Origin of the sequence: Paenibacillus sp. FSL E2-8871 (genome assembly GCF_038000345.1) — a bacterium.
In the GTDB taxonomy this organism is placed as follows: Bacteria; Bacillota; Bacilli; order Paenibacillales; family Paenibacillaceae; genus Paenibacillus_AQ.
In genome coordinates this window covers 3,527,774-3,547,747 of record NZ_JBBOBV010000001.1, presented here as the reverse complement: position 1 = coordinate 3,547,747, position 19,974 = coordinate 3,527,774, and the positions used below count along the sequence as shown (strand labels likewise).

The 19,974-nt window shown below is 47.2% G+C and carries 20 protein-coding genes; 14 read left to right on the top strand and 6 right to left on the bottom strand.

Annotation, left to right across the window (positions count from 1 at the left end; genetic code table 11):
- The first annotated feature begins 9 nt into the window (after positions 1-9).
- Positions 10-678 (top strand): potassium channel family protein, encoded by a 669-nt coding sequence (locus NYE25_RS16130; RefSeq protein WP_060625548.1) that lies wholly within the window; start codon positions 10-12, stop codon positions 676-678.
- A gap of 72 nt (positions 679-750) precedes the next feature.
- On the opposite strand, the gene NYE25_RS16125 is transcribed toward NYE25_RS16130, so the two are convergent.
- Entirely contained in the window at positions 751-1,653 is a 903-nt protein-coding gene (locus NYE25_RS16125) for a LysR family transcriptional regulator (protein ID WP_042191552.1), read from the bottom strand.
- A 401-nt stretch (positions 1,654-2,054) separates the two neighbouring features.
- Here NYE25_RS16125 and NYE25_RS16120 point away from each other — a divergent pair, with 401 nt between their 5' ends.
- The 7 genes from NYE25_RS16120 (at position 2,055) to NYE25_RS16090 (ending at position 8,809) form a co-directional block, all read left to right on the top strand.
- Positions 2,055-2,720, top strand: a complete 666-nt coding sequence (locus tag NYE25_RS16120; RefSeq protein ID WP_042130879.1) for a succinate dehydrogenase cytochrome b558 subunit — start codon at positions 2,055-2,057, stop codon at positions 2,718-2,720.
- Positions 2,721-2,788: 68 nt separating this feature from the next.
- Entirely contained in the window at positions 2,789-4,531 is a 1,743-nt protein-coding gene (sdhA, locus tag NYE25_RS16115; protein WP_042191550.1) for a succinate dehydrogenase flavoprotein subunit, read from the top strand.
- Positions 4,532-4,606: 75 nt separating this feature from the next.
- Entirely contained in the window at positions 4,607-5,371 is a 765-nt protein-coding gene (gene sdhB / locus NYE25_RS16110) for a succinate dehydrogenase iron-sulfur subunit (RefSeq protein WP_042130877.1), read from the top strand.
- A 188-nt stretch (positions 5,372-5,559) separates the two neighbouring features.
- Entirely contained in the window at positions 5,560-6,351 is a 792-nt protein-coding gene (locus NYE25_RS16105) for a DUF3891 family protein (protein WP_341146379.1), read from the top strand.
- Positions 6,352-6,370: 19 nt separating this feature from the next.
- Positions 6,371-7,315 (top strand): metallophosphoesterase, encoded by a 945-nt coding sequence (locus NYE25_RS16100; RefSeq protein WP_341146378.1) that lies wholly within the window; start codon positions 6,371-6,373, stop codon positions 7,313-7,315.
- Between the two features lie 34 nt (positions 7,316-7,349).
- Entirely contained in the window at positions 7,350-7,892 is a 543-nt protein-coding gene (locus NYE25_RS16095; RefSeq protein ID WP_341146377.1) for a GNAT family N-acetyltransferase, read from the top strand.
- Positions 7,893-8,068: 176 nt separating this feature from the next.
- Positions 8,069-8,809, top strand: a complete 741-nt coding sequence (locus NYE25_RS16090; RefSeq protein ID WP_042191544.1) for an NADPH-dependent oxidoreductase — start codon at positions 8,069-8,071, stop codon at positions 8,807-8,809.
- Between the two features lie 99 nt (positions 8,810-8,908).
- Here the strand turns inward: NYE25_RS16090 and NYE25_RS16085 are convergent, their stop codons facing one another.
- Together NYE25_RS16085 and NYE25_RS16080 are read right to left on the bottom strand one after the other, a co-directional pair.
- Positions 8,909-9,718 (bottom strand): histidinol-phosphatase, encoded by an 810-nt coding sequence (locus NYE25_RS16085; RefSeq protein ID WP_042191541.1) that lies wholly within the window; start codon positions 9,716-9,718, stop codon positions 8,909-8,911.
- A gap of 69 nt (positions 9,719-9,787) precedes the next feature.
- On the bottom strand, positions 9,788-10,690 hold the full coding sequence (locus tag NYE25_RS16080) for a LysR family transcriptional regulator (protein WP_042191539.1): 903 nt from the start codon (positions 10,688-10,690) through the stop codon (positions 9,788-9,790).
- 253 nt (positions 10,691-10,943) lie between these two features.
- Between NYE25_RS16080 and NYE25_RS16075 the strand changes: the two genes are divergently transcribed.
- From NYE25_RS16075 to NYE25_RS16055, 5 genes are all read left to right on the top strand, one after another.
- Positions 10,944-11,399, top strand: a complete 456-nt coding sequence (locus NYE25_RS16075; RefSeq protein ID WP_042130872.1) for a chemotaxis protein CheX — start codon at positions 10,944-10,946, stop codon at positions 11,397-11,399.
- A gap of 28 nt (positions 11,400-11,427) precedes the next feature.
- The gene (locus tag NYE25_RS16070; protein ID WP_341146376.1) at positions 11,428-12,204 is read left to right on the top strand and encodes an SDR family NAD(P)-dependent oxidoreductase; all 777 of its coding nucleotides are present in this window, start codon (positions 11,428-11,430) and stop codon (positions 12,202-12,204) included.
- Positions 12,205-12,301: 97 nt separating this feature from the next.
- Positions 12,302-13,804 (top strand): DEAD/DEAH box helicase, encoded by a 1,503-nt coding sequence (locus NYE25_RS16065; protein WP_341146375.1) that lies wholly within the window; start codon positions 12,302-12,304, stop codon positions 13,802-13,804.
- Positions 13,801-14,547, top strand: coding sequence for an ABC transporter ATP-binding protein (locus NYE25_RS16060; RefSeq protein WP_076285232.1), 747 nt, complete (start codon positions 13,801-13,803; stop codon positions 14,545-14,547). Before NYE25_RS16065 ends, NYE25_RS16060 begins: the two co-directional genes overlap by 4 nt.
- Before the next feature lies 1 nt (position 14,548).
- A complete protein-coding gene (locus NYE25_RS16055; protein ID WP_341146374.1) occupies positions 14,549-15,769 on the top strand; it encodes an ABC transporter permease in 1,221 nt (406 codons plus the stop codon).
- A gap of 144 nt (positions 15,770-15,913) precedes the next feature.
- Here the strand turns inward: NYE25_RS16055 and NYE25_RS16050 are convergent, their stop codons facing one another.
- The 3 genes from NYE25_RS16050 to NYE25_RS16040 form a co-directional block, all read right to left on the bottom strand.
- Entirely contained in the window at positions 15,914-16,027 is a 114-nt protein-coding gene (locus NYE25_RS16050) for a YjcZ family sporulation protein (RefSeq protein WP_234541014.1), read from the bottom strand.
- A gap of 148 nt (positions 16,028-16,175) precedes the next feature.
- Positions 16,176-17,477 (bottom strand): aminotransferase class I/II-fold pyridoxal phosphate-dependent enzyme, encoded by a 1,302-nt coding sequence (locus tag NYE25_RS16045; protein WP_341051852.1) that lies wholly within the window; start codon positions 17,475-17,477, stop codon positions 16,176-16,178.
- Between the two features lie 179 nt (positions 17,478-17,656).
- Positions 17,657-18,274 (bottom strand): pyridoxamine 5'-phosphate oxidase family protein, encoded by a 618-nt coding sequence (locus NYE25_RS16040; RefSeq protein WP_341146373.1) that lies wholly within the window; start codon positions 18,272-18,274, stop codon positions 17,657-17,659.
- A gap of 144 nt (positions 18,275-18,418) precedes the next feature.
- Here NYE25_RS16040 and pdxR point away from each other — a divergent pair, with 144 nt between their 5' ends.
- Positions 18,419-19,924 carry a MocR-like pyridoxine biosynthesis transcription factor PdxR gene (gene pdxR / locus NYE25_RS16035; RefSeq protein ID WP_341146372.1) on the top strand — a complete coding sequence of 502 codons (1,506 nt, stop codon included), beginning with the start codon at positions 18,419-18,421 and terminating at the stop codon, positions 19,922-19,924.
- The last annotated feature ends 50 nt before the right edge of the window (positions 19,925-19,974 follow it).

The window sequence follows — 19,974 nt, the reverse complement described above, 5'->3', positions numbered from 1 at the left end:
TAATCCGAGATGAAAGCACAGCAATTTGTAGTAATCGGCTTAGGTCGCTTCGGTTCAAGTCTCGCGCTTGAGCTGATGGAAATGGGCTACGAGGTGCTCGGGATCGATCACCATGAAGAGCGCGTAGAGGAAATGAGTGATCACCTGACGCATGCGGTAGTGGCTGATGCTACAGATGAGGGGATTATGCGTTCGCTTGGTGTACGGAACTTCGATTGTGGGATTATAGCGATCGGCGACAATATGGAACGAAGTATTCTGGCGGCGATTTTGTTAAAAGAGATTGGAGTCAAGCAAGTGGTAGCCAAGGCGATCTCGATCCTTCATGGTCGTGCGTTGTCCAGGCTGGGCGTGGACCGGGTTATTTTTCCGGAGCGGGATATGGGCATTCGTGTAGCACATCAGCTCGTGACACCCAATTTGCTGGATTATATTGAACTGTCCAAGGATTATAAAATTGTCGAGCTAACCGTTCCGTCTTGCATGAACGGGAAAAGCTTGTCAGATTTAAATACAAGAGCGAAATATGGCTGCAGTATTGTTGCCCTGAACCGGGAAAGTGGAATTATAGTGGCTCCAACGGCACATGATCATTTGAGTGAGGGCGACGTTATGGTACTCATTGGTTCTAATGAAAGTATTGATCGATTTGAGGATGAAGTTGTAAACCAAGATTAAATAGATAAGCCCTCCGTCCTTTACATGGGACGGGGGGCTTTTTTTAATTAAGGTTGCACTCAGAGGTATGTACTATTTCTCTCGTTCCGTCAGAAACATCTCTTCTGTGACCTGCACGAGGCTGCGGGCCGCTGTGCTCAGGCTCCCATCGTCACGGTAAATCAGACAGGTAGTTCGCTGAGTCTGCTCCAGCTCTTTAATATGCAGAGAGACCAGCCCACCGCCGTTTAACAGCTGCGGACGCAGATAAGACTTGGGCAGTAACGCTGCCACATTGACTGTCGGCAGCAGCCGCACGATGGCTTCGAAGGAGTCAATCTCCATCCGAACGTCTGGATCAATTCCACAGCGCTGGAACAGATCATCTGTTAGACGTCGGTACCAGGTGCCTTTGGAGAACAGGATCATAGGCAGTCGGGACAGATCATCCATGGTTAGCTTGGTAGATTGATTCAGAGGATGATGCTCAGAAACAACCAGTCGAAGCTGATCCTCAAACAGAGAAATACAGCGCAGTCCAGGTTCTTGAATAGAGGAAGCGATCAGACCTATATCTGACTTTCCTTCACTGACAGAGGAGACAATTTCATGTGTTCGGCCTGTGATTAGCTTCAGCTCCGCAGTTGGGTATTTCTCCATATATGCGTTAACTAGTGGAGGCAGAGTGGTCTGCAGTGAGGTAAGTGACGCCCCTAAGGTGACGAGCTTAGGCTCGCCTTCTTTGTATTTTGACAAAGCCTCCAGAAATTTAGAGCGCTGCTGCCGTTGTTCAAGTGCGTAGGAATAAGTAAGACGCCCAACCTCGGTTAACTCCAGACGCTTGCCATAACGATTAAATAGCGCGACACCCAGCCGTTCTTCCAGCTTGGAGATTTTACGAGATAGGGCAGGTTGGGACAGATTGAGCTGGCGGGAGGCCCGATTCAAGCTGGAGTGCTCCACAACCGCTGCAAAAACATCTAAATCGTCAAACATATTTATGTTCCTCTCGTAGTGCAATCTATAAACAGTAGTGACGAAATTCATAGCCATGAAGACAATACTTCTTGCTCCATAAGGAAATAAAAGATTTGTCGGAAAATGTTGTTTCTCTAAATGAGAATTATTATCATATAAAATCTATTCTTATGCGTTTATTGTATAACGTTTAATAATTAGATTGCAATTCCCTTATAAGGGAAAAAGGAGTAACATGAAAAGTGACACAAGATATTCACATTTTGTGAAAAAGAAAACAAAGTCCGGGAAACCAAGGATAGCGGTAAATATAGACGTTTTGTCATGACATATTCTACGTTATCCTGTGTCAAATGTAGTTCCGGCGGTGAATACACAATAATGAAAACGCTGTTTTAATCGGAAAGGGGTTACTTTGTATGAAAGGATTTTATTCCAGAAAGATTCATTCCTTGCTAGGCGTTATCCCGCTTGGAGCTTTCTTCATTGAGCACATGATGACGAATTTTGCGGCTGTAGAGGGTGGCGCTTCCGGTTTCACTGACAGCGTGATATGGCTGAATAGCCTGCCGCTTGTCTTCTTCCTGGAATTGTTCGGTATATGGCTACCTCTGCTGTACCATGGCGTATATGGACTGTATATTGCCTATCAATCCAAGCCGAACTTGAACCGTTTCAACATTGAAAGAAACTGGCGTTATACGCTGCAACGCATTACAGGAATTATTACCTTTATCTTTATAGTCTGGCATTTGTTCCAAACCCGGGTTCAGGTGGCAGTTGGTAGTGTAGAGCATGAAGAGCTGGGCGGTCTGATGCATGATATCGTGACTCAACCACTGATGTTGACACTGTACATTATCGGTATCGTTGCAGCATGCTTTCACTTCTCAAACGGTCTATGGTCTTTCTTGATCAGCTGGGGAATCACGGTAGGACCTCGTTCACAGCGGGTATCCTCATACCTTTGTCTCGGTATATTTGTTCTTGTAACGTTTATGTTCCTCATTTCGCTAGTCACTTTCCGTGATGCTGAATTTCAAACCGCAGCTTCCATAGCTCAGTCCATAAAGACTTTCATCTAAGTAATTATCCTCTCAGGACTAGATTCCAGAATCCTTTCTGATATTTTCAATAAAGGGAGTGAACTATCATGGCAACAGCAAATATCATTATCGTGGGTGGCGGTCTGGCCGGCCTGATGGCTACCATCAAGGCGGCGGAGTCCGGTGCGCATGTTCAATTATTCTCATTAGTGCCTGTAAAAAGGTCACACTCCGTTTGTGCGCAAGGCGGCATCAACGGCGCGGTAAATACGAAAGGGGAGGGCGACTCCCCTTGGGAGCACTTCGACGATACCGTTTACGGCGGTGACTTCCTGGCGAATCAGCCACCGGTCAAGGCGATGTGTGAAGCAGCACCGGGTATCATCCACCTTATGGACCGGATGGGCGTAATGTTCAACCGCACACCTGAGGGATTACTCGACTTCCGTCGTTTCGGCGGAACGAAGCGTCACCGCACTGCATTTGCTGGCGCAACGACAGGCCAACAGCTTTTGTATGCGCTGGATGAGCAAGTGCGCCGCTGGGAGTCCGAAGGTCTTGTAACGAAACGTGAGAACTGGGAGTTCCTCTCGGCCATCGTCGACGACGAAGGTGTATGCCGCGGCATAAGTGCCCAGAATCTCAAGACGATGGAAATTGAGACTTTTCCTGCAGACGCTGTTATTTTGGCTAGCGGCGGGCCTGGTATTATTTTTGGTAAAACAACGAACTCCGTAATTAATACGGGTACAGCAGCAAGTGCGGTGTACCAACAGGGCGTACATTATGCCAATGGAGAATTTATCCAGATTCACCCAACGGCTATTCCAGGAGATGACAAGCTCCGCTTAATGTCGGAATCAGCACGTGGCGAAGGCGGCCGTATCTGGACTTATAAAGACGGGAAACCGTGGTATTTCCTCGAAGAGAAATATCCAGCCTACGGTAACTTGGTGCCGCGCGATATTGCTACACGTGAAATTTTTAATGTGTGTGTGGATCAAGGGCTGGGCATTAACGGTGAGAATATGGTGTATTTGGACCTCTCTCACAAGGACCCGAAAGAGCTGGACGTGAAGCTTGGCGGGATTATTGAAATTTACGAAAAATTCATGGGGGATGACCCTCGTAAAATACCAATGAAAATCTTCCCGGCTGTGCACTATTCCATGGGCGGTATGTGGGTTGATTACAACCAAATGACAAACATTCCTGGTCTGTTTGCGGCAGGCGAATGTGAATATCAATATCATGGAGCGAATCGTCTAGGCGCTAACTCTCTGGTATCTGCCATTTACGGTGGTATGGTTGCTGGACCAAAGGCTGTTGAATACATTAAAGGTCTGAAGAAATCGTCACAAGATATCTCTTCTTCTGTATATGATAGCTTCCACAAAAAGCAGACGGACAAATATGAGTCTCTGCTAGCGATGTCAGGTACAGAGAATGCTTATGTGATTCACAAGGAACTGGGCGAATGGATGACCGCCAATATGACGGTTGTACGGCATAATCCGAAGCTGGAAGCGACCATTGGCAAAATCAAAGAGCTTAAAGAACGCTATCGCAATATCAATATGAACGATACGTCACGCTGGAATAACCAAGGTGTAGCTTTCACCCGTCAGCTATGGAACATGCTGGAGCTGTCCGAAGCGATGACACTGGGAGCGCTTATGCGCAATGAGAGCCGCGGCGCTCATTACAAACCGGAATTCCCGGATCGTAATGATGAGGAATTCTTGAAGACCACGAAAGCAGCTTGGACTGCAGACGGTCCGCAAATCTCTTACGACGAAGTCGATGTCTCACTGATCCCTCCACGGGTCCGTGATTATTCGAAGGATTAATCTTTCCCAGCAGTGAAACAGCTTGCGAGGCAAGCTTAATGAAATAAAATTAGGCAATTTGAGGAGGGAACCATTATGGCGGAAACTGCTACAGCTCCCAAAAACGTAAAGTTTATCATCACCCGCCAGGACGATCCACAAAGCTCATCTTATGTTGAGGAATTTGAGCTCCCTTATCGTCCGGGTATGAATGTAATCAGTGCTTTGATGGAAATTCAGCGTAACCCTGTGAATGCCAAAGGTGACAGCACCGTTCCGGTATGCTGGGATTCCAACTGTCTAGAAGAAGTATGCGGAGCTTGCTCGATGGTGATCAACGGCAAACCTCGCCAAGCCTGCGCAGCGCTTATAGACAATCTTGAACAACCTGTACGCATTGAGCCAATGAAGACATTTCCGGTGGTGCGTGACTTAGTGATTGACCGTACCCGGATGTTCAACGCACTGAAACGAGTAAAGGCCTGGATTCCAATCGATGGTACGTATGACCTTGGGCCGGGACCACGTATGCCGGAGAAGAAACGGCAGTGGGCTTATGAATTATCTAAGTGTATGACTTGCGGCGTATGCTTGGAAGCTTGTCCGAATGTCAACGAGAAGACGGATTTCATCGGACCCGCAGCCATCTCTCAAGTACGCCTGTTCAATGCTCATCCTACAGGTGAAATGAATGCGGATGAAAGATTGGACGCATTGATGGAAGATGGCGGTATTGACGGTTGTGGTAACTCACAGAACTGTGTGCGCGCTTGTCCAAAAGGTATTCCTCTTACCACCTCCATTGCAGAAATTAATAAGCAGACGACAAAACATATGTTCAAACGCTGGTTAGGTGTGTAATAAGTAGTACCGCCGGATCTTTAATATGGAGCTATCCTCAATGGTGGATTTATATTCGCTGAGGATAGCTTTTTTGTTTATAATTGGTAGGGAATAGGAAATTCGTCTAGCTCAGAAGAATGAATAGCATATGCTATAATATCCATTGTTAACGTACGTTAGGTGTGGAACAACAGGGAGGAATAATCGTGATTTGTCGGGAGCATGATGGAGCAATTGTAATGGTTAAACAGCATGATCACGGGAAGTTAGCTGGAGAGCTTGCCATTTGGTTTAAGGAAGAGCATGTGCCAGAAGAAGGACGCCGGGATGAGGTGCTTTGGGCGGTAGCTGAACATGACCGGGGCTGGATTGATCTGGATGAGACGCCCTTTTGGAACGATGCGGAACACGCGCCTTACAGCTTTATTGATTTTCCTGTAGTGCCGAAGCTGACCTTTTATAAGCGAGGACTTGATGAGATCGAGGCGCGGACACCTTATGGAGCGCTTTTGTGCAGCTTGCATTTTGAACGACTCATTAAGATTTCGGGACTGGATTATCCAGAACTGACTTTATATCAAGAGCATGAAGAGGAACGTAGATCCCGTATTCACCGAGAACTGGAAGTATCTAAACCTATTGGTGAAGATGAGCTGTATTATGATGCCCGTCTTTTGGAATTCTGCGATGACTTATCTCTATATTTGGCTTTAAATGAACCGGGTAGCCCGAAATCTGAGGAGCATCCATGGTGGCGTGAAGGATTCTCTGGCAGTGAAGATTTCAGTTTTACGTCAGGTCGTACGATAACCGTGGAGTGGAAAGATAAGTCAACGTTAGTGCTGGATCCTTTTCCCTTTAAGAAGACGGTGGAAGTAGCCTTTATGCTGAAACGAGTCCAACGATCAGAAATTGCTGATAGAGGCATCGCACCCGCATACCGTGATACGCCAGAGGAAGAATGTAGAATTGTACTGACGGCTCTAAACGAAAGCTGAAGGGAAGGAGAAACTCCGTATGAAGATACAATCGTCTGGGGCTTCTCCCAATAAGAAAAATAATCATTCAGGTAAAGGCACCCACTCTAGTGCCTCTGGACGTCGATCTAAGGGCAAGACAACAATGACCCGACGGCAATTCCTGGTTCGAGGTGCGGCTACTGTAATCGGCGCAGGCTTGCTCACAAGTGGTTACGCTTGGCAAGGGGAGCCCAACTGGATTCAGGTTACTAAGCTGAAGTTGTCCTTCAAAGATATTCCCTCTGCTTTTTCAGGCATGAAGGTTGTCCATTTCAGTGATACTCACCTTGGGTTTAATAAGGATGCCCGTGATCTGGCTCGACTTGCAGAACGTATCGCTAAGGAGGAACCGGATCTTATATGCTTTACAGGTGACATCGTGGACAGCAACCCTGAGGATCTTGTAGATGCCATACCTGTATTGGCAGAGCTGGATGCTCCACTAGGAAAATATGCGGTGCTAGGCAACCATGATTTCAAGAATACGAAGCGGATTATCGAGTTGTTTACATCTGCTGGTTTCCGGGTGCTAAGGAATGAATCTTATCTTCTAAAAAGAGGCGGGGCAGTTATGGCTGTGACCGGACTGGATGATCTGCTGCATGGCGAGCCTGACCCTGTGAAGGCACTCAAGGGTGTACCTGCAGGAATCTTTACCGTTCTGATGATGCATGAACCGGATTATGCTGATATAGCACAGGCTCATTCCTTTCATCTACAGCTATCCGGGCACAGCCATGGAGGACAGATTCGCCTGCCGTTTCTAGGTGCGCCATTCACCCCTTATGGGTCTCAAAAGTACATAAATGGATTGTATTATACAGATACCAAGCGCATGCCAGTGTATGTGAATAGAGGTTTTGGCGAAACAGTCATGCCTTTTCGTTTTCTATGTAGGCCTGAGTTAACGGTGCTGACATTGCGCCATTCATCGGATGAATAGGCTGATATTTTAGCGGCATGGAGGAGGAGAGAGTATGAGCACTTATGAGGCAGTATCGTTCCAGGCGCAACAAGGTGTGGCGGTTGACCTTAGGATGATTCCGCCCGAGGATGCCTGTCATTTGCAGCAACTGCTCTCCCACCCAGAAGTGCAGGCTCATATTCAAATACGCACCGGAGCTGGATCAGACCTTGCTCAGGTGGAGAAGCTGGTGAACCGGATGTTATTCGCATTCGATCCTTGCGCGTTACATGTGGGTATCTATTTAAAGGAGCAGCAGAAGTTGATCGGTATTGTTGCTTTACAGCATTGGAACCGCCGTGAGGGCAAGGCCACGTTAGGATATATGCTAGACCCGGCGTACTGGGGAGGCGGATTGGCGACAGAGGCGGTTGGCTTATTTTTAAATTACAGTGTTCATACGCTTGGGATCACACGGATCGAAGGGCGCTGCCGAGGAGATAATATTAGATCCGAACGTGTAATGCTTAAGAACGGCATGATGCTGGAGCGAGTGATGCCCAGAGTAGGCTCCTTGGACGATGTAATGAAAGTATTCACATTGTTACACAAATGAAATAATGCCGTTATGAAACTCTAACAGTGTCCGGTTAAACTAAGTACATGACCCCCTTTTAAAAATATACTGCTTTGGGACCCGATGATTCGGGTCCATTTTTTTTTTGTCAGGACCTAATCCGATCGTTTATGATTAACAAACAGTCGAATGAATTGAGAAGGAGGCGTAACATTTTGAATGATGTAATACAGACGTTAATGAATCACCGTTCTTTCCGGCAGTATTCTGATCTACAAGTGGAGCCGGATAAGCTAAAGATAATGATCGAATCGGCCCAAGCAGCGCCCTCATGGGTTCATGGACAGCAGGTCTCCATTATAGCTATCAAGGATCCTGCGCGTAAGCAGCAGCTTTCGGTCTTGTGCGGCAATCAGAAGCATGTAGCAGCAGCCCCCGTCTTTCTAGTGTTCTGCATGGACTTCTATAGAGCGAAATTAGCAAGTAAAGTGGAAGGCAAGTCTTTTGAAGCGGTAAAAGATGTAGATGCTCTGCTCGTTGGAGCTACAGATGTTGGTATCTCAGTGGCTAACGCGATTGCAGCGGCAGAATCCATGGGACTCGGGATCATCCCTATTGGGGGTGTCCGGCGCAATACAGCAGGCGTTATTGATCTGTTGAAGCTGCCGGAGTACGTATTCCCTATCGTCGGGCTCTGTGTCGGATATCCAGCCGAAGAGACCGCACAGAAGCCGCGGCTGCCGCTGGAAGCGGTGTTTCATGAGGAACAATACAATCCGGATGTGGAAGGCCTCCTGGAGGCGTATAATCAAACCCACCGTGAATATATGCAGCAGCAGGGATTAACGGAGAGAGATTGGACGAGCACGATTGCTCATTTTTACGATATCAACCCGGAATATGGGGATGCGAAGCGCACACTGAAGCAGCAAGGGTTTACCTGCGACAACCTATAAATAAACGACAATGCACCAAGCGGAGATTGGTTTAACGGAGGGTAACCCCACCCCTAAACCAATAACGCTTGGTGCATTTGTTCGAAATATAAGAAATCTTTACAGTGAAACTTTAATTTTCTCGCGCTGCTTGTAATAAACCCAATGTGTAAAACCTATCGCTTTTAGCTGTGCAGCTACCGCATCTCGGTCTTCTGCGACTCGGGACGGCTTATGCGCATCCGAACCGAAAGTAACCTCAACGCCAAAATGATGTGCACGCTCCAGTATATCTTCTGATGGATACCAACCGCCAACCAGCTTGGTTCCGCCTGAGGTATTAATTTCGATCGCCACGCCACATTCACTAATTACTTGCAGACAGTCATCAATTGGCTTTGGAGCAGGAATTTCTGAAAAAGCAGGATAATTTCCCTTCATCGCATCAATGTGTCCGAGAATTTGAAACATGCCACTGCGGGCGGAATCAGCAATCAATCGATAATAATCAGACTTCACACGAATCTGTTCATTTTTGCTAAGCCCTTTCCAGCGACCCTTGTTAAAGATACTGACGCCACCAACACTATGTACCGATCCAATCACATAATCAAAAGGGTAGGCGGATAATGTTTTGCGGTAAAGCTCGGCATGCTCAGGGAAGTAGTCTGATTCAATACCTAGCAGAACGTCGATTACACCTTCGTATTCTTTTTTGAGGGAGAGGACTTCCTCAACATAGTTTGAGAATTCGGACTTACCCATAGCAATTAGAGGAAAAGCTTGCTCGGAAGGGCTTCCGAAATATGGGGTGTGGTCAGAAATGCCTATTACCCCTAAACCTGCTGAAATTCCGGCTTCGATATAATCTCTAATCGTTCCATCAGCATGGCCACAGCGAAAATGATGTGTATGCAGGTCAAATTTCATCAAGATCAACTCCTTTAAACAAGGTTATGCAATTAGCTCAGAAGTATCGATTCCACTATTGGGTGTTTTTTATTCAGACCCAATAAATTGTGTCTCCGGCATACCTTTGAGATCACTGAGAAACTGTCTCATGGCTGAGTTCACGTATTTTCCAGACTTCGTTATGACGCCAACAGGATGCGTGACTTCCAATTCAATAATAGGCACAATTTTGAGGGAACCGGCTCGCACCTCAGCGGTCACTGACTGCTTGGAAATAATGGCTGCACCTAAATCGAGTTCTACCATCCGTTTCACTTCCTCGCTGCTCGTCAGTTCCATAATTACCTGTGGCTCTATGCCATGCTTGGAGAATACCTCGTCGGCAAATTTACGGCCCACTGTATCTGGTGAGAGCAGAATTAGCGGGGTTTTGTTTAGGGCTTCTATACCTGCAGTCTTAACTTGAGCCAGGGGGTGTCTAGGTGAGACCACCAACTCGAATGTATCATAATAAAGAATGGAAGTAGTCATACTCGGACTACGTCCGATCAAATAGCCAATGCCGACATCGACAATGCCATTCTCGACATGTTGATAAATTTGAGACGAGGACATAGAGGAAATAGATGTTTTGATATGAGGGAACTGGTCTTTAAAATAGGACAAAATACGCGGTAAAATTTGAATGGCGATAGAGGTAGTAGTGCCGAGAATAATATGTCCTTGGGGATTATCTTCAAGGTCCGCAAGTCTCTGTTTAAGCTCCTCGACAATCGTCACAATTTGTTCCGCATGCTCCAGAAATACAGTTCCTCGATCGGTTAACGTAACAGGCTGGTTCCGGTCAACCAGCTGTGTTTTGAACTCTTCTTCAAGGCTCTTGATTTGTGCTGAAACCGCTGGTTGGGTCAAGTTAAGCAGTTCTCCGGCCTTGCGAAAGCTCATCGTTTTGGAGATCGTTATTAGTGTCTCCAGCTGGCTGATGTTCATGGAATACCTCCTTTGGACAAGCAAATATGAAAGTGATGGGGTGAAATATTACGTTCCATGTTGGCATTTGATTTAAATTATAGGAGATAATACCCGACAGAGCAATGTTGCAACATAAACAAACTTGGGTTCGAATTCGACATGTACATTAATTTTTGCTGAATTGTGCCGATATATAAAGTATAATAAATCCATATTACTTGGGACTTTTGGTATATGACTAAAGCACGATAAAGGGGGAGACAGGACTTTCATGAAAGCAGAAGTAATTAATCCGTTTTTAGAATCTGCACGGACAGTTATAGAACAAGTGATTCAGGTCTCGCCTTCCACTGGGAATTTAGGCATCAAAGAAATTGAACTGATCGATAATCATATATGGATTCAAGTGGGAATGACAGGCCAGCTGAGCGGAAATATTATATTTGGTATCGCAGAGCAGGTAGCCTTGCGAATGGTATCGATTATGATGGGCGGTTATGTGATTACGGAGATGGATGAGATGGGTCAGAGTGCAATTTCAGAGCTGGGCAATATGATCAGTGGAAATGCTAGTACGATTCTATATAATCAGGGGGTTTCAGTGGATATAAGTCCTCCCCAAATTATGAAGCTTGAGAGCATGTCCTTTTTGCCTCGCAGAGCACTTAGTATTCCATTGTTGATGGATGGGGTTGGAGAGATGGATATTCAGGTGATGATCTCTTAGGCAAGAGTTAGGAGCTGAAATACTTTTTATGGTACTTAAAGATAAGGTTGTTGTGATTACAGGAGCATCCAGCGGTATTGGTGCATTAACCGCACAAATGCTTAGTAAGCAAGGTGCGATTCCGATCCTTGTGGCACGTTCCGAAGCGAAGTTGAAAGAAACGGCGGCCAGTATTCCGGGCGTTTTTGGACTGTATACATGCGATGTAACAGATGCCGACGGTGTACAAGAGACCTTTGCTCAAATTTTGGCGACTTACGGCAGAATTGATATTTTGCTAAATAATGCTGGGTACGGTAAATTCGCCGCTTTTACAGAGATGGAGCCTCATGAGTTTGATGATATGATGGATGTTAACTATATGGGGATTGTTCGCTGTACGAAGGCTGTTGTTCCACATATGTTAGAGCGGGGAAGTGGCCAGATCGTAAATGTGGCTTCTATGGCAGGGAAGATCGGTACAGCCAAATCGGTAGCCTATACAGCCACCAAGCATGCTGTTGTCGGATTCACGAATGCACTTCGTCAAGAGCTGCGGAAGAGCGGAATCATCGTCTCGGCTGTGAACCCTGGTCCCATTGCCACTGATTTTTTCAAAACGGCTGACCCTTCCGGCAATTATGAAAAGAGCGTAGCTCGGATGATGATGACACCGGAACATGTCTCTTCCAAGATCGTAAAGGTCATGGAAACTGGCAAAGAAGAGATTGATCTTCCGGGTCTGGCAGGGTTTGGTATTCGGCTTTATGGTCTGTTTCCTCGCCTGGCGGACAAGCTTACTTATAATGCGATGAACAGAAAATAGAGCCTGCCGTCAGCATTATTGGCCTTCCATTTGGTGGAGAGGCCTTTTTGGCATATAATGAAGATATTATCTCAAGCGAAAAGGATGAATTACACTTATGAATAAAGCTTCTTTTGCGGCTATCGGCATTCAGGAAGACCTAGTTGCCCGATTGTCGGAATTCGGTATTAACGCTCCATCCCCTGTACAAGAGCAGACGATTCCACTTCTGCTGGAGGGAAGAGATGTTATTGCTGCTTCCCAGACTGGAACGGGTAAGACCTTGGCCTATCTGTTGCCTCTGCTTCAAACGATCAATCCGGAGCAGAAGGTGGTCCAAAAGCTGGTGCTCGCCCCTACACAGGAGCTGGCGATGCAAATCTTACGTGAGGCGGAACGTTATGGCGAACACCGTGGGATTCGAGTAATGGGTCTTATTGGCGGGGCAGCCATCAAACGCCAGATTGACAAACTGCGTGAGCATCCACAGCTTGTTGTGGGAACCCCTGGCCGGATTCGCGAATTGATTGGTCTTCGCAAGTTAAAGATGCATGAAGTCAGCACGATTGTTCTAGATGAAGCGGACCAAATGTTTCAGCTAAGCGGGGCCGGAGAGGTAACGAAAATTGTTAGCAGCGCACTGCGTTCACGCCAGCTCGTTATGCTGTCTGCAACCATTGGTCCGGAGACGAAAGCCTTGGCAAATCGTGAAATGAAGAACCCGGCAGAGGTTGGAATTGCTCCTGGTGTCATGACAGCAGAGAGTTTAGAGCATCATTACGTTGTAACGGAAGAACGCAACAAAATAGACATGCTGCGTCGGGTCATCCGTCATTACAATCCAGATAAGGCGATTGTGTTCGTGAATGCGACTGATGATATTGCAGAGGTAGAGGCTAAGCTAAACCATCTTGGACTGACCGCAGCCGCACTTTACGGTGATGCTGATAAAGTAACGCGCAGTAATGTATTGTCACGTTTCCGCGAAGGGAAATTCCGTGTGCTTGTTGCCAGTGATGTAGCTGCCAGAGGACTGGATATTGAGAATTTGTCACTGGTAGTAAGCTTCGATCCTGCCTTTGATTCCGAGCATTATGTACACCGTGCGGGTCGTACGGGTCGGATGGGAAAACGCGGATTATCCGTAACGATTGTGACAGAGCAGCAGACCTTTATTATGCGTAAATTTGCGCGTGAACTGGATATTGCCCTTGAAGAGCGGGAAATGGTCGGTGGCAAGGTGCTAGCAGCAGATGAAGCGCGCAACGCTTTGAATAGTGGACGGGGACGAAATGAGAGCAACGGACAACGCCGCGATGCTTCTTCTCCGCGCAGCAGTAAGCCACAGGCGCGAACATCTGGGAATGCAGGAACTCAGCCGTCTACAACCAGCACAGAGCAGCAACCTGTTAAAAGACTGGCAACGATCCAGACAAGTGAGGCAAGCGTAGAATCACAGCGCGATTCTCAGCGCAGTGTGAATCCTTCTGCAGGCGCGCGTGGAGGTGCTACTCCTGCTCGAAGCAAACGCAGCAGCAATGCGGAACGTGAGAAGAACCGTAAGAATAAAGGAGCACCAAAGTGGTTGAAAGACAAAACTCCGAGAGGTGACGGTCAATGAATAATTCTCCCGTATTGCAAATTACGGGCCTCAGTGGTGGATACAGCCTGAATAAGCCGGTGCTGCATGATATTGCACTTCAGGTGCAGCCTGGCGAGATGGTTGGTTTAATTGGTTTAAATGGAGCAGGAAAAAGTACGACCATGAAGCATATTCTAGGATTGATGTCGCCCCATAAGGGCGATATCACAGTAAAGGGCAAGACTCGTGCTGAAGATCCCATCGGATATCACAATGCTTTGAGTTTTGTACCTGAATCGCCTCTTCTGTATGATGAAATGACAGTACGTGAGCATGTTGAATTTACAGCAAGAGCGTATGGGGTAGAACAAAGTGACTACGAAACTCGCACCTTACATCTAGCCAAGCTGTTCCATATGGAAGATAAGATGGACACGTTGTCGACTCATCTATCCAAAGGGATGAAGCAGAAGGTCATGATCATGTGCGCTTTCGTGGCACGCCCTGCGTTATATGTGATCGATGAGCCCTTTTTAGGACTGGATCCGCTCGGGATTCGCTCTCTGCTTGATTTCATGATGGATCTGAAAAAATCAGGCTCCTCTATTCTGCTTAGCTCTCATATTCTTTCTACTATTGAGAATTATTGCGACCGCTTTATTGTGCTGCATAGAGGTAAGGTGATTGCTCAGGGAACGCTGGCAGAAATTGCGGCAACCACTGGACTACAGGGGCTGACTTTGGAGCAGCTGTTCTACGAGCTGGTTCAGGGAGGGAAATAATATGGATTTGAAAGAGCTGCGGCGCACGCGGCGAGGTCGATTCATGGGAAGTATGCTTCCTTATGTGGGATATATCATTCAAAGCGGCGTAGCTATGGTCTTCCTCTTTGTGTTGATTGTCTTCTCTGCTTGGTATACATCGTTGTTACAGAATGTGCCTGAAGGCATTCCCATCCGCTGGATTATGCTTGCAATACTGCTGCCTGCAGCAGTAAATAGCAGCTTCCGCACTTATCTGCAGACTCCGGATACGATCTTTCTATTGCCTCAAGGACATCGAATGAAGGAATATTTCGCACCTTCGTGGGTGAGTGGGAACGTATGGAAGATTGTTCGATTGTTATTTGTACTCATTACCCTTTGGCCGTTGTACATACGTACAGATGACTCGCCTAAGCGGCTGTTATTTACAATATTGATTCTGATTGCTGTGAAGCTAATCGCGAGTTACGGCTTATGGAAAGAGATAGCTATGCTGTCGCGTCCGATGGCAGGCATATTCACTTTCTTACGCTGGGCAGTAGGAGGATTAATTATTGCTGCTTGGTTGTGGCAGCCTGCCGGTAGAAGCCTGATATTTATGGCGCTATTAGCAGCAGCCTATCTGGTTGCACTATCCGTACCTGGACGCCACGCCGTCCCTTGGGAAAGACTAATCGCCATGGAAAAAAATCAAGGTGGACGCGCCCTGATGGTTCTGGGCTGGTTCGTGGATGTGCCAGGCCGTGAGCAGCGGGTGTATCCTCGTCGCTATCTTTCCAAATGGGGGGCTCGGCTGCCTTGGCGTAAGGATACGGCTTACCGTTATCTGTTGACCAAAAGCTTCGCCCGGGGAGATATCTTCGGAATCATTATGCGGATTTCGGTGCTGGCCTTGCTGCTGAATTGGTTAAACCGTGAAAGTTATTTTGGCACCGCGATCTATTTGTTCTTCCTATTCATTATTGGCGTACAGTTGTCGGCACTTCGCAAACTGCACAGTGAATCTTTTTGGCTGACAGTGTATCCCTTTCCTGAAGGCAGTAAGGCGGATAACACAACACAATTCGTATTCCGCGCGCACCTGGTAGTGGCAATGATTCTTGGGTTGCCTTTCTTAGCCTCTATTGGTGACAGACTACTGCCAGTGATCGGTACATTCGCAGCAGGTATTCTGGTATCCTTTCTGTTTAAGGCATTCTTGTCCCGTAAAGCGGCACGGATGACTGACGAGGATTTGTAGGAAGTTATTTCAAAATAAAAAAGGCTTTCTCAAAAGTAGAGAATTCTACGGATGAGGGAGCCTTTTTATTTCGTTGGGGAATGAGATGTACTACGTGGAAATAGGAAAGAGCCTAAGGCTCTTTCCCGAGACTGTCATCTCTAGTTAGACAAAGAGTGAACGGCTGATGATAACTAACAGGATAAAGAGAACCAGAATGGCGCCAGTGCTTGTGAATGGGCTGCAGCATCCATGTCCGCCTCTTACTTCTTCGCTCATGTTCATTCCCCTTTCGGTGTGTGTTGTACTTGAGTACATCGTATTGTATGTGCGGAGAGAGAAGCATGTATAGGCCAATGCCGGAGGAGTCCAGAAAAAAATCAGCCCCGCAGAAGCGGAGCTGATTATAGGGAATATGAAAGATTTGTTAAGCTTTTTCCAAATCGCGAACGCCTGCGTATACAAGATCAAATAGATCTTCGAGCTGTTCTTCCTCGATACAAGAGAAAGCAATACGCAGATCTGTTTCACCGAGAGCGATAGTGCCTAGTCCGTAATTATGAATCAGGTGAAGCCGAAGGGCTTCAGCCGAAACGGTGTGAAGCTTCAGACACATAAAGTAGCCGGAGTTAAAAGGATAATACGTCCATACATCATCGCCGTATTTGCCGCTATCGAGCAGCGCTTTTACTTTATTCGCACGGCCCTTCATGATTTGGAACTTCTCTTCCTTCTGTTCTTCGAATTGTGGAGATTTCAGTGCATCTAATACGAAGGTCTGTGATGGGTGTGCACCGCTGGAAATAGTGGCGCGAATGATACCTAATGTTTTTTGCTCCAATGCAGCCAGCAAATCCTTGTCTTCTGAGGCATAAGTGATGAAGCCAACACGGAAGCCCCAGACGAATTCTTCTTTGGTTGCGCCGTCAATTTTGATTGGAAGCACACGTGGGTGCAGATGAGCAAGCTTACCGAATAATGATTCCTTTAGTGAGTCTTCAAAGAACAGTCCGAAGTAGGCATCATCACTTACGACAACCACGTTAATGCCTTCCTCAGCCGCACGAAGGATAGCTGCGACGATTTCATCGCCTTCCTTAATCCCTGGAGTATACCCTGTAGGATTGTTAGGGAAGTTCAGCAGAACGATCGCTTTTCCGCGTTCTTTTTGAGCCAGCAAAGCATCTTCAAGACCCGCACTGTTAAAGGTCATTTCTTCTGTGAAAAGTGGATAATTAACGGTCTCCCCATGACGGCGAATTCCGAAGGTTAGTTCATAGTTTTCCCAGTTCTTATCCGGGTAGATGATAGCGTCACCTGGCTCTGCGAAGAGGTCAGCGACAATGCTAAGCCCATGAGTAAGGGCGTTGGTTACAACAGGATTGCTGATGGTTTTACCTTCTAGCGATGGATTTTCGCGCAGCATCTTTTCACGCCATACAGTACGCAACTCTGGTTTACCTGCTGGAGGAGCGTAACTATACAGATCCTTAGGGCTGTAAGCGGAGAGTTTATCCTGGATGACGCCGAGGTGCATAGGCACGCCACCTTCAGTAGCAATACCGATGGTCGCGTTATATTTCTTGGCGTGAGCTCCTGCTTCAGCGGATTGGCTCAGGATGCCCTCTTTTGGGAAATAAATTTCTTTGCCAAGCGTAGAGAGCATATCATACACATGTTCATTTCCTGCTTTGATACTTTCGTTTAATTGTCCAGCTAGTGGATTCATCAGTTTCATCCTTCCAGGGTTCTTTGGGGATAACATACTGTTAACATTGCCTAACATTATATCACCGCCGCCTGCAACCGTCACTTGGAAAGATACGTTTTTTTAAAATTTAAGGAAGTTTAAGTTTTGCACTATACATAGTGCTTATTTTGTACGAGAAACTGGTTTATCCGTATCTATTATTCGGAGTGGTAAGGGCAGTATTTTTTCATCATTTCAATGGTTTCTTCATCACGTGGATGATTTCTTTCAGATAGTCCGGAAATGACCCCGGAACGTCCTTCTTCTTTCAGATTCTGCCCAAACTTAAACTTCGCAGTGATCTCATCGGGGGTAATGCGTACAACGGCAACTCCCTTTAGACGGGGACGGTATCTAGGGTCCTCTGCATCTATCTGATTATAGCCACCCTCGGGTTGGAGTTTTTTCATAAATAAGGAGAGTATGATGGCTTTTTCGCTAATGTCTTCGACGGGCTCGGCTGTGCCGTAGGCGGTAACACTTTTAAAATACGCGGTTGCTGGGCAGGCCATCTCTGGATCGCTAAAATAAGACGGAATCAGTGCATACTCATCCGCTACTGTAAAGCAGACCTTCTGCTGATTGCGGATCGCCTTCATTTTGCCACCAGCATGACTGCCGTGGAAATAGAAATACCCACCTGTATACACAAAATTCAGCGGTGTCACACGCGGTAGCCCCTGTTCATCGCTTGTCCCGAGAAAACCAAAGCTCATTCCTTCTAGAAAAGAGACCAATTCTTCCTCCTGATCTACTTGAAATTCTTTTCTGCGCATAGGGATCACTTCCTCTTTCTTATTAGTGTAGAGCGTTTGCTCCGATGTAGATGTTCTTTCAAGAATAGTAGAGTAGTTGACAATTAAAAAGGACCAATTAAGATAGTTTTTAATGGACCACTTGCTGGCCAAGGGGGGGGAACAATGAATATCACGCTGGCATTCGATCAATATCTGGCGATACATCGTTACAAATATTTAGCGTTATATCATGCACTTCGCGCTGGAATATTGGAGGGAACTCTCCCGGGTGGCACTCAGCTGCCGTCTACACGAAGACTGGCTACGCAGTATGACTTGTCACGCGGATCGGTCTCGCAGGTGTATGAAATGTTGCTCGCTGATGGTTATGTAAGGACGGTAACTGGACGGGGGACATTCGTATCAGAAGATAGCTTTGTTTCGACCTCTGGAGATAGTAAACGTGAAAATGTGACTTTGGGTGAGGTGGCAGATGCTGCTGGGAGAGGCCCTGCATCTGAGAGAACGATCCCACTTTCAGCATGGGGAGAGCGACTACTCGCGCATCCTACACCCTTGTATGAACAGCGTAGCAAGAATGTTGTGAGCTTCCTTAGCAGCGGTATGCGGATGGAGTATTTTCCTTACCCCGAGTGGCGCAGTGCGCTGTCGTATGCCGGAGGGAAGGAGGGCGGTTTGCTGCAAAGCACTTGTCCCCCCGAAGGAGATGAAGGGCTTCGCAAAGCTATCGCAGCGCATCTGCGGATTACCCGCGGGATTCGTGCGGATGCAGAGCATATCGTATTGTTTAGCGGTTCGATGCAAGGCATCGTTATTTTGACACAGCTGCTGCTGGATACAGCGGGCGAAGCGGTTGTCGAGGACCCAGGTTTTCATGGGATTCGCCGAGCGGTAGAGATCAATGGGGGACGATTGCTGGTAGGAAAGCTGGATGATAGCGGTCTAATTCCGGAGGATTGGGATGCGCGTCTGTTGTTTGTTACACCAAGTCGCCAATTTCCTACAGGTGTGGTGCTGCCTTTGGAACGGAGGCGTATCTTGCTGGAATGGGCGCAGCGACATGAAGCGGTAATCATTGAAGATGATTATGACAGTGAGTTTCGGTGGTCGGGACGTCCAATCGAGCCATTAAAAGCGCTAGATCGCGGAGAACGGGTCGTGTATATTGGCTCCTTCTCAAACACGATGTTCTCTGGTCTTCGGCTGGGCTTTGCAGTGCTTCCACCCTCTCTGGTAAAGCCGACGATCGCCGCTAAGGCGCTATATGAGCCTTTACCAGTCGGACTGCTGGAACAGCGGGCATTGGCACGGTTTATGAATACCGGCGGCTATGGCCGTCATCTGCGTCGGATGACCCGCATTTATGGTGAACGCGGTCGCATCCTTAGGGCGATGCTGTCAGAACAGCTTAATGAGCTGTTTGAGCTGCTGCCTGGCGATGCGGGGCTGCAAGTATATGCGCGGTGGCTACGCAATAGAGAAGAGTTCGTGGCATTCCGGGCGGCAGCGCGCAGGCGCGGCACGGATTTCAGAGATGTGGCGTTATATCAAGTTTCGCCGGGGGAGCCAGCCGCATGTTTTGCTTTTGCCCATCTAAATGCTGTGGAGCTGGAGGAAGGAATAAAGCGCCTGCTTTTGGCGTGGGAAGATGTACAAACTGCAACATGAAAAGGTATGATGGTGGGGATGGGAAGCAAAACGAAGTGAATGCTAACGAT

What these genes read in the sequence shown, in the direction of transcription:
- NYE25_RS16130 (WP_060625548.1), top strand. Translation starts at nt 10, where the DNA reads ATGAAAGCACAGCAATTTGTAGTAATCGGCTTAGGTCGCTTCGGTTCA.
- NYE25_RS16125 (WP_042191552.1), bottom strand. Translation starts at nt 1,653, where the DNA reads ATGTTTGACGATTTAGATGTTTTTGCAGCGGTTGTGGAGCACTCCAGC.
- NYE25_RS16120 (WP_042130879.1), top strand. Translation starts at nt 2,055, where the DNA reads ATGAAAGGATTTTATTCCAGAAAGATTCATTCCTTGCTAGGCGTTATC.
- sdhA (WP_042191550.1), top strand. Translation starts at nt 2,789, where the DNA reads ATGGCAACAGCAAATATCATTATCGTGGGTGGCGGTCTGGCCGGCCTG.
- sdhB (WP_042130877.1), top strand. Translation starts at nt 4,607, where the DNA reads ATGGCGGAAACTGCTACAGCTCCCAAAAACGTAAAGTTTATCATCACC.
- NYE25_RS16100 (WP_341146378.1), top strand. Translation starts at nt 6,371, where the DNA reads ATGAAGATACAATCGTCTGGGGCTTCTCCCAATAAGAAAAATAATCAT.
- NYE25_RS16095 (WP_341146377.1), top strand. Translation starts at nt 7,350, where the DNA reads ATGAGCACTTATGAGGCAGTATCGTTCCAGGCGCAACAAGGTGTGGCG.
- NYE25_RS16085 (WP_042191541.1), bottom strand. Translation starts at nt 9,718, where the DNA reads ATGAAATTTGACCTGCATACACATCATTTTCGCTGTGGCCATGCTGAT.
- NYE25_RS16080 (WP_042191539.1), bottom strand. Translation starts at nt 10,690, where the DNA reads ATGAACATCAGCCAGCTGGAGACACTAATAACGATCTCCAAAACGATG.
- NYE25_RS16075 (WP_042130872.1), top strand. Translation starts at nt 10,944, where the DNA reads ATGAAAGCAGAAGTAATTAATCCGTTTTTAGAATCTGCACGGACAGTT.
- NYE25_RS16070 (WP_341146376.1), top strand. Translation starts at nt 11,428, where the DNA reads ATGGTACTTAAAGATAAGGTTGTTGTGATTACAGGAGCATCCAGCGGT.
- NYE25_RS16065 (WP_341146375.1), top strand. Translation starts at nt 12,302, where the DNA reads ATGAATAAAGCTTCTTTTGCGGCTATCGGCATTCAGGAAGACCTAGTT.
- NYE25_RS16060 (WP_076285232.1), top strand. Translation starts at nt 13,801, where the DNA reads ATGAATAATTCTCCCGTATTGCAAATTACGGGCCTCAGTGGTGGATAC.
- NYE25_RS16055 (WP_341146374.1), top strand. Translation starts at nt 14,549, where the DNA reads ATGGATTTGAAAGAGCTGCGGCGCACGCGGCGAGGTCGATTCATGGGA.
- NYE25_RS16050 (WP_234541014.1), bottom strand. Translation starts at nt 16,027, where the DNA reads ATGAGCGAAGAAGTAAGAGGCGGACATGGATGCTGCAGCCCATTCACA.
- NYE25_RS16045 (WP_341051852.1), bottom strand. Translation starts at nt 17,477, where the DNA reads ATGAATCCACTAGCTGGACAATTAAACGAAAGTATCAAAGCAGGAAAT.
- NYE25_RS16040 (WP_341146373.1), bottom strand. Translation starts at nt 18,274, where the DNA reads ATGCGCAGAAAAGAATTTCAAGTAGATCAGGAGGAAGAATTGGTCTCT.
- pdxR (WP_341146372.1), top strand. Translation starts at nt 18,419, where the DNA reads ATGAATATCACGCTGGCATTCGATCAATATCTGGCGATACATCGTTAC.